This is a genomic window from Marinitoga sp. 1135, from assembly GCF_013363245.1.
GTDB lineage: Bacteria > Thermotogota > Thermotogae > Petrotogales > Petrotogaceae > Marinitoga > Marinitoga piezophila.
In genome coordinates this window covers 31,033-46,964 of record NZ_LBEZ01000005.1, presented here as the reverse complement: position 1 = coordinate 46,964, position 15,932 = coordinate 31,033, and the positions used below count along the sequence as shown (strand labels likewise).

Here is a 15,932-nt window from a genome sequence, read left to right as displayed (position 1 = left end):
ATGAATTAACATAAAAAATACATGTCTAGTATACTATAAAAATTCTTTTTTTTCATGAATTCTATTGAACAAAATGTGAGAACCTGGAAAATTTAATGTTACAATTTGATTTCTATAATAGAAAGAAAAATTTAATTCATTCTCAATGAAGTATTTACATTTAAAAGAGGTATAATTAAAAAAATCCATCTCCCTAACCTCTGAGAGATGGATACTTGAAATTTTAAGAACTATTATTGACTCTCTGGAAGGAATTTCCATAACATTATTGATATTTTTTATTTTTGCTTTAATAGCTTTTGTAATTACGAAAGCTTTTGAAAATAAAAAATCAGAAAATTAGCATATATAAAAGATGAGTAATAAACCCGGCAAGGATACCGGCAATTGTATGAGAAAGAATAGCTTTACTTGCAAGTTTTCTTGCTTTTAAAGAATCCATCATTGCAATATGTGTTGAAAGATAGCCGCTCCATGTCATTCCTATTGAGGTTAAAACCGCAATATCATTTGCGGTTATGGAGTTTGATTCAATAAATCTTGGCACTAAAGCCAATGCGGCACCTGTTGAACCAAGAGATGTCAAAGGAAATGCGATTAACTTTGGTGATTTAAATCCAAAAAGGAAATTTAGTATAAATTCCAATCTTTCGCCAATCCACTGTAAAACAGGAACACCTTCATAAGGCAAACCTTGATATCCAATTGAAGGATCTTTTGGACCGTTTGTGAACATCATAACCATTGTACTTATAATTAAAACGCCAGGTATTATAGAAAGTCCAAGATCAACCCCAACTTTTCCACCTTCAAGCAAAGCATCTATTAAACGTGAAACATAACCACCTTTTGTTGCATTCCAGTAATTTACATTTTCCGTTCCGCTAAAACTTTCACTATTTTTATAATATTTTTTAGTATAAATTGAAAAAATTCTTACACTTATAATACTTCCAATTACAGCGCCCAAATTCCCTAATAATACAGGACCTACAAGATTTGTTCCCATATTAGAAGATTGAGCAATCATAAATGTAGTAACTATTAAACCCATTCCAAAAGAAGTCCCTAAATTACATAATAAGGGAATCTGCCATTTTTCAAAATACTTTACAAATTGCTTATCCTGGGCAAGGGATAAAATAGCTGGATTGTCAGATAGATATGTTGTTAAAATTCCAAGTGAAGCTGCACCTGGAAGGTTGTAAAGAGGGCGCATTAATTTTGATAATAATTTATTCAATAGATATACAACGCCAAATTCTGAAAGGATGTTACCAAAAGCGCTTGTTAAAACAGCAACTGCCATAATAAAGAAAACAGTATTCAACAATAGATCATGTGCTGTAGACATTAGAGTTTTAAAAAAGTTGCTAACCCCCATAATATTCATTACAGGAATAAAAATGATAAGGGAAATAATAACAAAAAGTATGGGTTCTAAAAGATTGGTTTTTTGAACAATTTCTTTTTCTTCCATTTTATTCCTCCATATCTATTGAATTATTAAACAAATTATATTATAATAAATATGAAGTTTTTTTCAAACATTAAAAAAGGCAATTTTAAGTTTTCGATGCTAATTATTTATGATATAAGGCAATTAACATTTTAAATTTAATTATACCTTCAAATATAAATAACTTATTTCTGATATAATATAAATGTAACGGAGGCGTGTTCCGAATTGGCTAAGGAGCCGGTCTCGAAAACCGGTGAGGATAATATCCTCGTGTGGGTTCGAGTCCCACCGCCTCCGCCATTTTTTTATATATTCAAATTTTTATTGGGAGGGTTTATGATGAAAAATTTAAAGAATCTTTATCTTTTTTTAAAGGAAAAAATAGATTCGGGAAAGACAAATTATGCCATACCAAAAAGATGGATGCCTGATGATTATGAAGGAATTGTGAAAATCAGGGGGAGAAAGTTTGTAGTAAATCCTTATGAATATTTTTCAAGAGTAATTGAAAAAATTATGAAAAATGCAGATGAGAATATTGATTATTCAAAACCATTATCTTTAGTAACAGGAGAAAAATCCAGCGAATGGATAAAAAAAGCCATAGTATATAGTGCTCATGTAAGAATGACAACAGCATATCAACATGATGCAGATGCCCCATTTTTTATGCCTGTTGATGATTTAGGATTTAAAGAAAGTGGAACATTTTTAAAGATGATAGCGCTGCTGCCATATTTAAAACAATACAATGTAGATGCCATATATTTATTGCCAATTACACAATCAAGCAATAAATTTAAAAAAGGTGAAGTAGGTTCTCCATATGCAGTAAAGAGTTTTCATCACGTTGAAAAGGATTATCATGATCCTATTCTTGAAAAATTCAATGCAGATGAGGAATTTTCAGCCTTTGTTGAAGCAGCGCATATGTATGGCATGAGAGTTATACTTGACTTTATTCCAAGAACAGCTGCGAGGGATAATGATTTAATACTTGAACATCCAGATTGGTTCTATTGGATTGATATAAAGGAATTATCCTCATACGGACCACCAAAAATCGAAGGATTGGATTTTGAACAACCGTCAGCTGAAAATTTGCCTGTATTATATTCAAATGAAGAAGTAAAAAGGCATTTAAAGAAATTTAGATGGGCACCGAATATTACAGACCCGCAAAAATGGGAAAATTTTGTAAAGAAAAACAAAAATAATCCAGATTTTCTTGAAGAAATAGTAAGAGAATTTAAGGTTATTACAGTTCCAGGTTTTTCTGACTGGATAAATGATCCACAACCAACATGGGATGACGTTACATTCTTAAGATTATTTATGAGTCATCCAGAAGAATCAGAAAAATATCTTGAAAATCCGCAGGAACAACCACCATATGTGTTATATGACGTTGTGAAATCCAGCAAATTTCCTGGAAAAGAAATAAATTCGGGATTATGGGAAATGATTTCCAATATAATGCCATATTTCCAGAAAAATTTTGGTATAGATGGCGCAAGACTTGATATGGGACATGCACTTCCAAAAGAATTAGAACATCAGATTATATCAAATGCGAAAAATTATGATCCTTCATTTGCAATAATAGCAGAAGAATTATCAATGGATAATCATATAAAGGCAAAAAATAGCGGATATGATGCGATTCTTGGGAATACATGGTGGGCAGAGCCAAGACATAAAGAAAGCTGGTTTATAAAAACAACAAGAGATATAATGCCAGCATTATCTGTTCCATCATTTGCAACAGCGGAAACACCTGATTCTCCAAGGGCAGTAACAAGAGATGGCGGAGAATTATTCTCAAAACTTTCTGCAGTTGTTAATACATTTATGCCAAATGGAATAACATTTATAAACTCAGGAAGCGAAATTTTTGAAAAACAGCCAATGAATTTAGGGCTTGACTTTGAGAAACCAGAAGAAGAAAGATTTAAATACTTAGAACCTACAGATCAATTCTATGGAAAACTTGCGTTCTTTGATTATTATGCACTTCACTGGGATACAGACAGGCATATGGTAAGATTGCTTGTGGCATTGGGAAAAATAAAGAAAGAACATGCAGATTTAATTGCAAATATATCCAACTTCAGATATACCGATCATATGGATAAAGTATTTTCAATATTCTATTGGGATGGAAATAAAGGATTATTAATACCTGTAAACCTTAATTTTGATAAGTCTGTAAATTTTGCATATGATTTAGGGTATCATACATGGCGAGGACATCATAAAATAAGCCTTTTACTGGAAAATTATAGGCGCTGTGAATTCAAATGGGATGAAGGGGCATGGTTGAATATAACATTAAATCCAGGAGAAGCTAAAATATATCTTGTTGAATAACGATAAAAACGGACCGTTGCTGGTCCGTTTTTATTACAATTTAGAATCTATATTTACCTTGACTTTTTTATTTGTATGTGATATACTTTATGTGTAATTACACACCATACACAATAGAGGTGATTTATATGAGTTTAGAACGTCACAACATAATGATTGATCCGGAAACATGGAAGATTCTTCAAGAATTGAAACGTATACAAAACAAAAGTATAAGTGCTATTTTACGTGAAGCTGTTAACAGTTTTCTCGAAACTAATAAGTACAATAAAGTATATTTTAAAATGATGGCTAATGTGCCAGCATGTGATGATCAAGAAAATAAAGAGCTAACTGAAATGTTAGAAACATTGACCGAAGATGATCTAAAGGTTGTTGAAAGTTATGAAATACACCGTTAAATTAACAAAACGAGCTCAAAAAGTATTCAAAAAACTTGATACCAGAATGAAAAATCGTATATTTGATGCCATAGGAGATATGATAGATTATTATGATGGAAAAAGGAATGTGGCTATACCTGATGTGAAAACTCTCCGTGGAAAATTTGAAGGATTATTGAGATTAAGAGTTGGAGATTATCGTGTGATTTTTAGTATGCATAACGATGAATTGATTATACTGGTTGTTGATATTGCACCACGTGGTGGAGAATATAAGTAAAGTTGAATCACAATAAAAACGGACCGTTGCTGGTCCGTTATTTTATTGTTATTTCATAGCTATATGATCTTTTGTCGTATTTGAGAGTAATTATATACTTTGATTCTGTTAATTTTCCAATTTTTTGAAAAACATAGCTTTTTCCACTTAAAATCTTAAATTCTGGATATGTCAATATATTCATTTTTCCATTGTTTATATTAATAATAGCCTTATTTGTGAATTGTGGATTACCGGCAAAAAGTAAATATACTTCCTCATTTTTTTCAAAGTTTTTAACAGGTATGTATTTATCTTCGGAAACCTTTTTATAAAAATAAAAAGTGTGGATTTTTATATCTTTTAATATCTCTGATAAGCTTTTTGCATCTGGAAATGCATAATATTTTTCTAAAGGAATATCATTTAAATAGATTTTAGCTTTTGATGGCATTATAATCAATTGTGGAGACAATTTTAATGATTTTTTATCTGTTCTGTCAGGATATAAGTTTTTTTCATAAGTTTCATTCTCTGTTATTATCTTCAATTTAAATACAAATTTATAATCTGGATCAAAATAGATTTTATCAGCTCTTATTAAAAAAGCTTTGGAATTATTATCTTCGTATAATTTAATTATTTCAATATGAAAATTGTCATTATTTATAACATTAAAACCATTCTCTGGAAAGAAAGAGCTTTCATGAATGAGTATATTGGCAAATAAATTAATACTTAAAAGAGTAAATAATAATCCAATAATAATTTTTTTCATTTAAATCCCTCCAATAGAATATTCCGGGGCGAAAGGCCCCGGAATTAAGTATTATTATTCTTTAGATTTATTGTAAAGATAAATCCATGTTGAAACATCGTCGCCTGTTATTTTACCATCTTTTGGATATCCAATATCACATTTTGAAATATCATCAGCATCTGTTGAGCCGACTTTGTTAACTAAAGCCTTAAAGTCGTCAAGATTAACTGTACCGTCGCCATTAATATCAAGATCTACGGTATTATGCTTTGCTTCTGAATCAAATACTAAAGCATACATTGGTCTTGAATTGATATTCCACCATTGTATTATATAATTTCCGTCTTCATCTTTTTTAGGATTATCATATGCTTCTTTTGTTATAGCTGGAATTACAAAGTATCCTCCATCACCCCAGTTATATCCCCAAGAATTCTTTACAATCCAGAATAAATCTGCTGTATATGTTGCCTCAACTGTTGGGTCATAATAAGTATAGCTTGAAACTTCTGTCTCAAGAATTGGTGTTGCCTCTGGATTAATCTTTTCAGCAAGAACTACATCGTCAAGATCTTCAGCAGCAACCCAACCAACTAAAGTTACAGCATGACCTCCAGAAGGTGAAACTGTTGGTGTATAAATTCCTTTTGTGTAAGAATAAAAATCATCAGGAACAAAGTATGAAACTGCTAAAGAACCATAATTTTTTAATGCTGTTTTTATCATATTAATATAATCATCATAAGTATAACCTAATTCTTTTGAAGAAATTGCGTCAGGAATCATTATGGTTTTATTTGCCTTATATCTTGGAGCACCATATGCCTGTGGTGGAAGTGGGATTTGTTCTTCATCGGTTAAGAATACATCTGAATATGGAGCATATTTTTCTTCTATCATACCATATCTGATCATATTATATGATGAAAAATAAACAAGTCCACCTTCCAATGAATTTCTATCCTGGACAATTTCATAATTTGAGTAGAAATATACATCCCAGTCTATATTATGATATGCTGCCCATCTTTCTGAAAAATCTACCAAATTATTCTTATTTCCATCTGTTGTTTCTCCCAAAACCTGAACTGCATAATCACTTTCCATCATACCTGCTGTAGAAAATGCCCAGCAACTACCATGGAGATATTGATCTCTTATAGGTTCTAATCTATAGAAAGTTTTATCAGAAATATTTTCTGGTTTAATCATTATAAGAGAGGACATTATTCTATCGTCTGTTGTAACTAACTCATCTGGTAATATTTTTCCGCCAGGGAAACTGTTTAAAGTTTTAAAATGGTTTAAAAGTTTTTCTTTAATGGCGTCTGGTAATTCCTTATAAGCGGCTAATCTTTTATTTACATCTTCTAATGTAACTCCATCAAATCTTTCAAAGAATGAATAAAAGCCTTCATTTGTTCCTGGAATCCATTTTAAATTTAAATTTTCTACATTGCTTTTTATTTCCGGAACTTTGCTTTTCATTTCATCTACAATATTTCGTGCAAAAATATTTATTATCATTAATAATGAGATTGTAAGAATAATTAATTTTTTCATTCTTCATCACCTCCGCTTACAGTAACGGAAAGATCTGTATGATCTACAATAAATCCATCCACATTTACATTATCCTTGTCTTTGAATATAGGATTTGGAACATCAATATATGTATCATAATCATCAAGATAGCCTTCATAAGCAAGATTAATTTTCAGCGTTCCAGTTGCGTCATTGCTTACTTTAAAGGTTAATACAGCGAAGTTTTCGCTTGCTGGTTCTGTTTCATCTGTATCAAGTGTGAAGCCTTTATAAAGGATTACAGATGTTGCACTATCTGAAACTTTATAAGCAGAAAAATCTGCATAGCCATTATCACTGTCTATGAAATCAGGGAATTCAACATTTTCTAAGGTTAAGTATTTGCTGTATTTTACAGCTAATTGCATATATCTTACATCATTTGATTTTGCGAATTCGGCAACATTTGTAGCATTTATTGTCACCTTGAATTCTGAACCAGTAGCAACTTTGCTCGCATCTGATTTTAGTTTAAATACAGGTTTGGTATCAGAATCATATCTTTCTTCTAAAATAAATTGTCTATAGTCTTTTGCTTTATAATTTACTGTAAGCATATAAACGCTATAATATGTATTTAAATCAAATCCAACAGTTGCTAAAGGTATATCTATTCCATATCCTGCATATTTACCTGCAGCACCAGCGTATTTTATAAAAATAGCATCTTCTTTATAAACAATTTTATCAACAATCCATAATGTTTCATATTCAAATAGTTTATAAGGTATTTGAATCCAGTCGTGTTCTGTATATGTTGAAACTTCTTTCCATTGATCATAGATTCCATCTTTATCGATATCTATAAGGTTTAATTTGCTCCTTTCACTGATTGTTTCTGTTGTATTATCAATATCTTCTTCTGAGTATTTAAAGAATTTTAAGAGGATATCTGTTGCCTGTTTGGAGATTTCTGCTGGGATTTTTTCTATATACCATGGTGTTGTTGAACTATATTCAACAAACTTCGTAGAGATAAAACTTTCTGAATCGCTAACAACATAAAATGATACTTCAGGACTTTCAACTTTAATATCATCTAATTCTTTAGCAACAACTTTTACTTTATATTCACCGGCTGTAGAAATTGTAGGTAATTCATAATAATCGTTTGTTGTAGTGGCTACTTCTGTATATTCTTTTTTCCCTGGTTCTAATACCATAACTGAATATTCATAATTTCTATCTTCAACATAACTAAATGTATCCCATTTTATTAATTTTGAATTTCCTGCAGGAATAAGTCCTCCGCCTACTACTCTAATTTCCTTAATACTTGGGACAACCTTGAAAATCATTTCATCGGTTTTTATGGACTTTTTATCATAAGTAACTTCAACGTAATATTTGTATGTTCCCGTTTTTATGAGTTTGTCCTCAGGTATAGTGGCAGTTGTCATGTTAGCTCCGCTTTTTTCGAAAACTACAGAATCATTAAATGTTACAACGAGTTTTGATGTGAAATCATCCAATCCTTTTACAGTCCATTTTACATCAACAGGTGTTTTTACTGGAACAATTCCGTTGATACTAAATGCGCTTGTGTTAACTGAAACTGAAATAGGTTTAACATTAAGACATGATGTAAAGGTTAAGAGAATAACCGTCGTTAAAATAATAAAATACACCACTTTACCCTTTTTCATCCTTTAACCCCCTTTTTGTGATATATCCGACAATAAATTATATACTAATTTTAAATTCTTTTCAAGTTAATAAATTGTAAATTTAAATATGAATGAAAAATTTTTCATTCACAAATTTTGAAAAAATTAATATAATTAAATGTAATCGGTTACATAGATAAGGATATAAATGCGGCTGGTTGTAATTTGATTTTAATATTATTTGTTGAGGAAGAAACTATTTTGGAAATTTAAGAAATTTGTTATGTAATGTAGAATGATATATTGACGAATATAATAATAAGGGGTGATTTATATATGGGTAAAATATTTAAGAAAAAAATTCTTTATATATTTTTAATAGTAGTAATTTTATTTTTGCTAAATGGCTGTTTTTTTGTTAAACCGCCTAAAGCCATTCTGGATTATCCTTCACAACGGGATAATTTGCCGACGAGTTTTTTGTTGTCGTGGCATCTTGAAGGTAATGCGTCATCAGATGAATTTACATTTGAAGTTTATTATGGTAAATCAAAAGATAATTTTACAGGGACTATTTCAACACAGAATACATCTATAAATATTGAAGGTCTTGAGGATAATTCAACCTATTATTTTAAGATTAGAACGGTAAAGAAAGGTCAATTTACAGATTCTGATATATATGAGCTTAAAACTTCTGATATTCCAAAAATTGAATTTTTAATGGAAGATAATGTTATTGAAACAACGGAGTATGAAGTGAAATGGAAGGTTAGTGATAATAACGGTATAAAAAAAATTATGTTGTATTTTTCAGAGGATCCAGATTTTCCAGAAGATAAAACACAGATTAATGAATTTAATGCATCTGTTAATAGTTTTTTATTAAAAAATCTCGATTATGGGAAAACATATTATTTAAAGCTTGTTGCCTATGATACCAATGATATTTGGTCATATAAAACATATGAATTTTCTGTAAAGTCATATGTTTTTCAAATTATTTCCCCAGCTCCAGGAAGTAAAAGCGTTAATATTAACAATATAAAGTTACAGTGGAAATATTCAAAGCCTTCAAAGTTTGAAGTTGTTTATTCTCCAAATAATTCTATTGATAATAATGATGTTGTAAGAGTTTCAACATCAAATTCGTACTATATAATAGATAATCTTCCGCCGGGGTTAGAAATTTCATGGTATGTTATTGATACAGTGAAAAATGTTGAGAGTCCAATAGCAACATTTACAACATCGTATAAACCTGAAATAGAAATTACATATCCAGAAAATAATGAAGTAGGTGTTCCAGAAGGATTTTCAATAACCTGGAAGGCTACAGATGTGGATAATGATTCTCTTTCGTTTAATATAAAAATAAAGAAGATAAATGAAAGCGATATTTTAAAATATGTTGATTTTGATAATGGATGTATATATGAGACAACAACAAATCAAAAATCATTGGATACATCTAACATTCCTCTGGAAAAAGGAATGTGGTATGGTATTTTGTTAAAAGCAAATGATGGTAAAGGAAATGAGGTTGAAGAGAGAATAAAATTTAGAATGAATGTTGATCCGCAGGAACCGTATGATTTAAAACCAGAATCTGGAACAATAGATTATCCAACTAAAAATGCAACGTTATCCTGGAAAACATATGATCCAGACGGTAATTTAACCTTTATTGTTCATCCATTTGAGAAATCAGCATCTTCAAAGGATTATGATGAAAATAAAGGTGTGTATTATTATGTTTTGAATAATCTTGAATATAATAAGGAATATTCATGGTGGGTTGAAGCAGTTGATAATACAGGAGCATCTACTATAAGTTCTGTAGCAACATTTATGACAAATGCAAAACCTGTTTTTAAAGATGCAACTCCTGTAAATAATGAAAATAATATTTCTTTATTACCTGAGCTTGAATGGGAATTTGAAGATTCCAATCTTTCATATTACCAGGTATATCTGGCTAAAAGTTCGGAAGATTTTACATTAATAGCTACTGTTACAGATACAAAATATAAAATAGAAGATTTATTGGATTCTGATTCTAAATATAAATGGAAAGTAATAGCCTATGACACATGTGGTGATTTTACTGATTCAGGGGAATTGTATTTTGAAACAACTAAAAAGCCTGATATTTCCCAAATGTCTCCTGCCGATGGAGCTCATAACATTTCTTTAAAACCAATATTGTCATGGTCTGCAGAAGATCCTGATAATAATGATGAAGATATGAGTTATAAGGTTGTTGTAAAAGATTCAGAGGAAAATGTTGTATTAACCGAAGAAACTACAGATACAAATATATCTATAAACTTGTTATTGCAACCTGATAGTGAATATAAATGGTATATTGAGGTGGAGGATAGCAAATTTGCAACAAATGTTTCTGATGAGTTTTCATTTACCACATCTCAAGAACCAACAGTATCAAATCTTGATCCATCTGGAGTTGAAGGTGTAGCCGCATCAGAAAATTTAAGCTGGAATGCTTCTGATCCTGATGGTGATTCTTTGTTATATTATGTGTATCTTAATGATACTCTGGAAGGTACCACAACTGAAAAAGAGTATAGTCTTGAAGAGGTTAAGGATCTTGAACCAGATACAGAATATTCCTGGTATGTTGTGGCTGAGGATAGTAAATTTGCTACAGCAGTTTCTGATGTAGCAACATTTATAACAGCTCAGGCTCCAGAAAACTCTCCTGATATTATAGATATTTATGATTATTATGAACCAGATAAAAAATATACATTTAATGAAAGTAAATATCCATCAAAATTAAAGTTGATATGGAATCCAAGTAGCGATCCATATAATGGTTCTATTAAATACAGAATAGTGGGTGAATATTTAGATGAAAAAGAAATATTAGCAGATAATTTAACATCAAATAGCGCAATTGTTGAGTTTAAAGATGGAAAAACATATACAGTTTATGTGGAAGCAATTAATGATAAAGGAATGGTATTAAAAGGTAAGAGTATTAATTTAAAAATAAATGCTAATCCTAAAGTTATGGATTATTCTCCGCGATCGGATGATAATAATGTTAAGTTGAATCCAACAATAATGTGGATAGCTGAAGATAATGATTCTTCGTATGTTGATGTTTATATTTATTATGGAAAAGATGAAAATAATCTCAATAATTCTGTGAAGATAGAGAGACAATCAATGAGTGGAGAATATACAATAACAGAAGATTTAGATCCAGGTGAAAAATATTACTGGAAATTAAAACTTGAAGATGAAATGTATGGTGTAACAGAAACTGATATTAGAAGTTTTACCACCACACATGCTCCTGTATTTAAGAGTATAACAGGAATTACAGATGGTTCAACAAATGAGGCTGTTAATGATGTTGAAATAAGCTGGGATTTTGAGGATCCAGACGGGGATTTGCTTGAATATCAAATTGAGGTATATAAGAATGGCGAAGGAACGCCTTATTATACAAAAGATCTTGGAACGTTAAATTATATAAAACTGGATTTTGAAGTGAATACCGAATATAAATTTGTAATTACAGCAGAGGACAATAAATCAGCAAAAACCACTAAGGAGATTTCATTTAAAACTACAAGAAGTCCTGTTATTTATAATGATTCATTATATCCTGATAGCACAGTTAATCATTTTACAAATGGTAGCAAATTTACATGGACTGCTTTTGATCCAGATGATGATGATTTAACATATAAAATTTATCTCGGCGAAAGTTCAAATTCTTTAAAGTATTTTGGCGAAACGGAAAATAATGAGTTAGTTGTTAATAATCTTGATTCCAATAAAACATATTATTGGAAAGTTAAGGCAATAGATTCAAAAGGAGCAGAGGTTGAATCTAATGTTGTTTCATTTAAAACTAATGCATTGCCTCAATTTGATAAAACAGCATTTAGTCCTCAGAATAATGAGGTTGGAATTAATAAAAATGTAACATTAAAATGGAAATGTAGTGATAGTGATGCTGTTTCTGGAGAATTGACATATGAAATATGGTTTGGTGATGCAATAGATTCTCTATTAAAGTTAGCAGATCAAAGTTTAGCATATTATAATCATTCTAATCTTGAAAACGGAAAGACATATTACTGGAAGATAATTGCAAAGGATAAATATGGTGGAGAAACATCATCAGAAATTTTGAAATTTACGGTAAATCGTCCTCCAGTAACACCGGAAATCGAAAATATAGATGAAGATTTACTGGAATTTAATTTAAAATGGTCTTCAAGAGATCCTGAAAATCAAAGTATAACATATGATGTATTGAAAAAGGAAGAGGGAGCAAGTGATTATAGCACAGTTGCATATAATATTAGCGATACTGAATATTTTATGGAAAGATTAACTCCAGCTAAGACTTATAGTTTCAAAGTTAGAGCTATAGATGATAAAGGAGATATAAGTGAAAGTACATATGAGTATAATACACCAACTGTTGATACAAATATATACACAAAAGAATCTGGTGATTCAGATAAAGTAGAAGAAATACTTGATATGATTGAATTAAGCGATGGAAATTTCGTTTATTTAGAGAAAATAGATTCCTCGTATGAATTAAAGAAAGTAGATTCTAATGGTAATAGTATAGATACTTATAATGTGAATTTATCAGAGCCGTGTAAGTTATTTGAAAATACTTCAAATCATATAGTTGTTGTTGGTAAAGATAGTAATGATAAAATAAGTTTTGAAGAGGTTGCATCAGATCTTTCAGGAACTACAAATCCGCCAGCAACTAATCCATATTCCACAACTGTGGATATTTCAGAAGTTCAGAGTATTTATATTAATTCTGATAATAAAATAGATATCGTAGGAACATATAATTCTGACTCTATATTGGTGGAATTCAACGAAGATTATTCAATATCTATTGCTGCTACAACAATTAGCGATACAACATTATATGATGTTATTAAAATTACCGATGAAGATGGTAATGAAAGATATATAGTAGCTGGAAGTAAAAGCAGCAAAGGATATATAGCAAAGTTAGATAATGCGTTTAGTGAGATAATATTTGAAAAAGAATTTGATGATATGGATAAAATAGTATCTATTGTGGATACAGATCCAGATTTCTGGATTTTTGGGTATAAGGATACGAATATTGTTCTTAAACAGATAAGTTATAGGGGAAATGAGTTGTACAGTCCAATTATAGAAAATAGTTATGGTTCTGAGAATGGAAATCTTTTAAAGAGTAATAATGGTTTTGTTATATTGTTAAATACAACAGATGGTGATATAGAAGTACTAAAAACAGACGATTCAATGAATATAGAAAAACAGGTTATTTTTGGAAGAACAGGAGAAGATGTGGCTAATGGAATTATAGAATCTTCTGATGGCGGATATATTATATTTGGAAAAACGAAGTCTTTTGATGATAAGACTAACGGAAATTCATATATTATAAAGACAGATTCCAATTTGTTAGGTTGGAGCACTCCCGAATAAAAAGTTAAAATAAGGAGGATAAAATGAAAAGAATAGCAATTGCGGCATTTTTGATATTAGGAATAGTAATTTTTGGAAGATTGAGTAATATTTATACAGAATATGATTATACTTTTTATTCAAAAGATATTGTTAATCCCAATATGCATTTATTGCATATTGGGTTTGATGGTGGTAATATTCCTTTAAATATTGGAGGAGGATTTTTGTACGATAATAATTTTTATCCTCAAATTACTGTTGGGAGTATGATGGTATTAAAAAGCGTATATCTTGAACCTTATTTTAGATATATTTTTAATAAAGGGGTATATACAGGGATTAATTTAAGATATAAGAATTTATTGTTTTTTTCGGATATTTATAAAGAAGATAAAATTAATGTTTCCTTTGGTTTTGGATTGAAATTTTCCTTGATAAAGTTTGGAAATGAGAATTTCACATATATTGATACTCCGGATAATATAAGTGTAATTGCTGGAAGAAAGATATCTTTTTATGTAAAAGCGTATAATAAAACGGTTCCAGCTGAAGGGATTCATGTATTTTATAGTATTAATAATAATGAGAAGGTGTATTCAGGTAAGACAGATGAGAATGGAATGTTAAAAATATGGATACCTCCGGTATTTAAATCAGGAGAATATACTATTAATATATTTGTTGAAGATAAAGAAGTTAGAATGAAGGAAATAATTTTAAGAGTTTTTCCAGATAGAGTATATAGTTTAAAAATAGAATTTGATAAGGATATAATATATACAGAAATTCCTGAAATTTTGCACATAAAGTCTTTAAAAATGTATGATAAATATGGTAATTTAATTGAAATGCCAGAGTTAGATTTTTTAAGTTTTAAGGTACTGGGAGATTATAGGGAAATAAAATATTCTTATCTTGATAATACAGTATTTTTAAATGAATTTAAAAATTCCGGTGAATATACAATTGTGTATAGCGCTGAGATTGAAGGAAAAGAGATTGCCGGAAGTTCAAAAATTAAAGTAATTGATAATCCAAAAAATATATCAAATACATCTGTAGAAATAGAGTTTCTTGGTTATAATAACGATTATGCAGAGTTTTTATTGAAAAATCCAAGGATATATTTCTGGAATTCTGAAAGTGTTCAACCTGAGAGTGTATCAGTTTTTTATAATGGAAAAAAGGTTTATATTAAAAATAACAGATTTAGGGTTTTTTTAAAGGATAATTTAAAGAAGAAAGTTCAGTTTGATGTGGAATTTTTTTACTGTAATTTTTATAATACAATTTCAATTGATGTAGATCTTGAAAAAAATTAGGTTGTTCGTATGAACAACCTAATTATATATTTCATTATCTATGGAAATATTATGTTTCTTTTCAAAGTTTTCAACAGCTAAGGGTTTTTGTAAGTATAAAACCTTTAGTTCTGAAGGGGAAACAGATTTTTCATTGTTTTCAATTATTTGTTCAATAAGGCTTTCAGGATTATATTTAGCATATTCTAAGATATTTGGCAATTTTAATTTTTCTTTGAAATATTCAGCTTCTTCACCTAAAAGAATTGCACCATCGGTTATTTCAGGGATTTTTGAAATTTCAACTAATTCAGGACCAAATTCTGAGATACCGTTATTAAAAATATGTATATAAGCAGCGTCAACACGAGCTCTTTTTAATATGGCGATTTTTTGGTGAGTTAAATGAGAAGAGCTTTTGAATAAAATTTCAGTTGAAATAATTGGCACCACTTTTTTGTTTCTATTAAATAATAATCCCTGGATAGCGGCAATTGCGATTCGTATTCCGGTAAATGAACCCGGTCCTATTGTGCATCCGTAAAGATTTATATCATCTATTGTCAAATTATTTTCTTTTAAAATTTCATTTATCAGGGTTATAATATATGTACCGGAATTTTTTTCATATGATTCTTTCACAAAAATTTTGTTATCTTTTTTTAATGCTATAATTATTCCTTTGTTTGAAGCATCTATTCCTAAAATATTCATTTTAATCACCACCA

10 protein-coding genes and 1 tRNA gene are annotated in these 15,932 nt (G+C 29.7%); 6 read left to right on the top strand and 5 right to left on the bottom strand.

Annotated features, from left to right (window positions below; genetic code table 11):
- Positions 1-331: 331 nt before the first annotated feature.
- Complete coding sequence (locus XO10_RS03915) at positions 332-1,480, bottom strand: hypothetical protein (protein WP_175418187.1); 1,149 nt, start codon at positions 1,478-1,480, stop codon at positions 332-334.
- A 191-nt stretch (positions 1,481-1,671) separates the two neighbouring features.
- Between XO10_RS03915 and XO10_RS03910 the strand changes: the two genes are divergently transcribed.
- The 4 genes from XO10_RS03910 (at position 1,672) to XO10_RS03895 (ending at position 4,495) form a co-directional block, all read left to right on the top strand.
- Positions 1,672-1,762: transfer RNA gene (locus tag XO10_RS03910), tRNA-Ser, on the top strand.
- 39 nt (positions 1,763-1,801) lie between these two features.
- Positions 1,802-3,832 (top strand): alpha-amylase family glycosyl hydrolase, encoded by a 2,031-nt coding sequence (locus tag XO10_RS03905; protein ID WP_175421153.1) that lies wholly within the window; start codon positions 1,802-1,804, stop codon positions 3,830-3,832.
- A 128-nt stretch (positions 3,833-3,960) separates the two neighbouring features.
- Positions 3,961-4,233 (top strand): ribbon-helix-helix protein, CopG family, encoded by a 273-nt coding sequence (locus XO10_RS03900; protein WP_014296274.1) that lies wholly within the window; start codon positions 3,961-3,963, stop codon positions 4,231-4,233.
- Positions 4,217-4,495: a type II toxin-antitoxin system RelE/ParE family toxin gene (locus tag XO10_RS03895; RefSeq protein WP_175421152.1), complete on the top strand. Its 279-nt coding sequence runs from the start codon at positions 4,217-4,219 to the stop codon at positions 4,493-4,495. The genes XO10_RS03900 and XO10_RS03895 overlap by 17 nt, the downstream gene beginning before the upstream one ends.
- Before the next feature lie 37 nt (positions 4,496-4,532).
- On the opposite strand, the gene XO10_RS03890 is transcribed toward XO10_RS03895, so the two are convergent.
- Genes XO10_RS03890 through XO10_RS03880 form a run of 3 tightly spaced genes read right to left on the bottom strand, consistent with a single transcriptional unit; the run spans position 4,533 to position 8,464 of the window.
- Positions 4,533-5,252, bottom strand: coding sequence for a hypothetical protein (locus tag XO10_RS03890; protein ID WP_175418185.1), 720 nt, complete (start codon positions 5,250-5,252; stop codon positions 4,533-4,535).
- Between the two features lie 54 nt (positions 5,253-5,306).
- Positions 5,307-6,797: a C1 family peptidase gene (locus XO10_RS03885; protein ID WP_175421151.1), complete on the bottom strand. Its 1,491-nt coding sequence runs from the start codon at positions 6,795-6,797 to the stop codon at positions 5,307-5,309.
- Entirely contained in the window at positions 6,794-8,464 is a 1,671-nt protein-coding gene (locus XO10_RS03880; RefSeq protein WP_175421150.1) for a cohesin domain-containing protein, read from the bottom strand. The genes XO10_RS03885 and XO10_RS03880 overlap by 4 nt, the downstream gene beginning before the upstream one ends.
- Before the next feature lie 297 nt (positions 8,465-8,761).
- On the opposite strand from XO10_RS03880, the gene XO10_RS03875 reads away from it, so the two are divergent.
- Positions 8,762-13,921, top strand: coding sequence for a fibronectin type III domain-containing protein (locus XO10_RS03875; RefSeq protein ID WP_175421149.1), 5,160 nt, complete (start codon positions 8,762-8,764; stop codon positions 13,919-13,921).
- Between the two features lie 23 nt (positions 13,922-13,944).
- A complete protein-coding gene (locus XO10_RS03870; RefSeq protein ID WP_175418181.1) occupies positions 13,945-15,225 on the top strand; it encodes a hypothetical protein in 1,281 nt (426 codons plus the stop codon).
- A gap of 18 nt (positions 15,226-15,243) precedes the next feature.
- Here the strand turns inward: XO10_RS03870 and tsaB are convergent, their stop codons facing one another.
- Positions 15,244-15,918 (bottom strand): tRNA (adenosine(37)-N6)-threonylcarbamoyltransferase complex dimerization subunit type 1 TsaB, encoded by a 675-nt coding sequence (gene tsaB / locus XO10_RS03865; protein ID WP_014296267.1) that lies wholly within the window; start codon positions 15,916-15,918, stop codon positions 15,244-15,246.
- Positions 15,919-15,932: the final 14 nt, after the last annotated feature.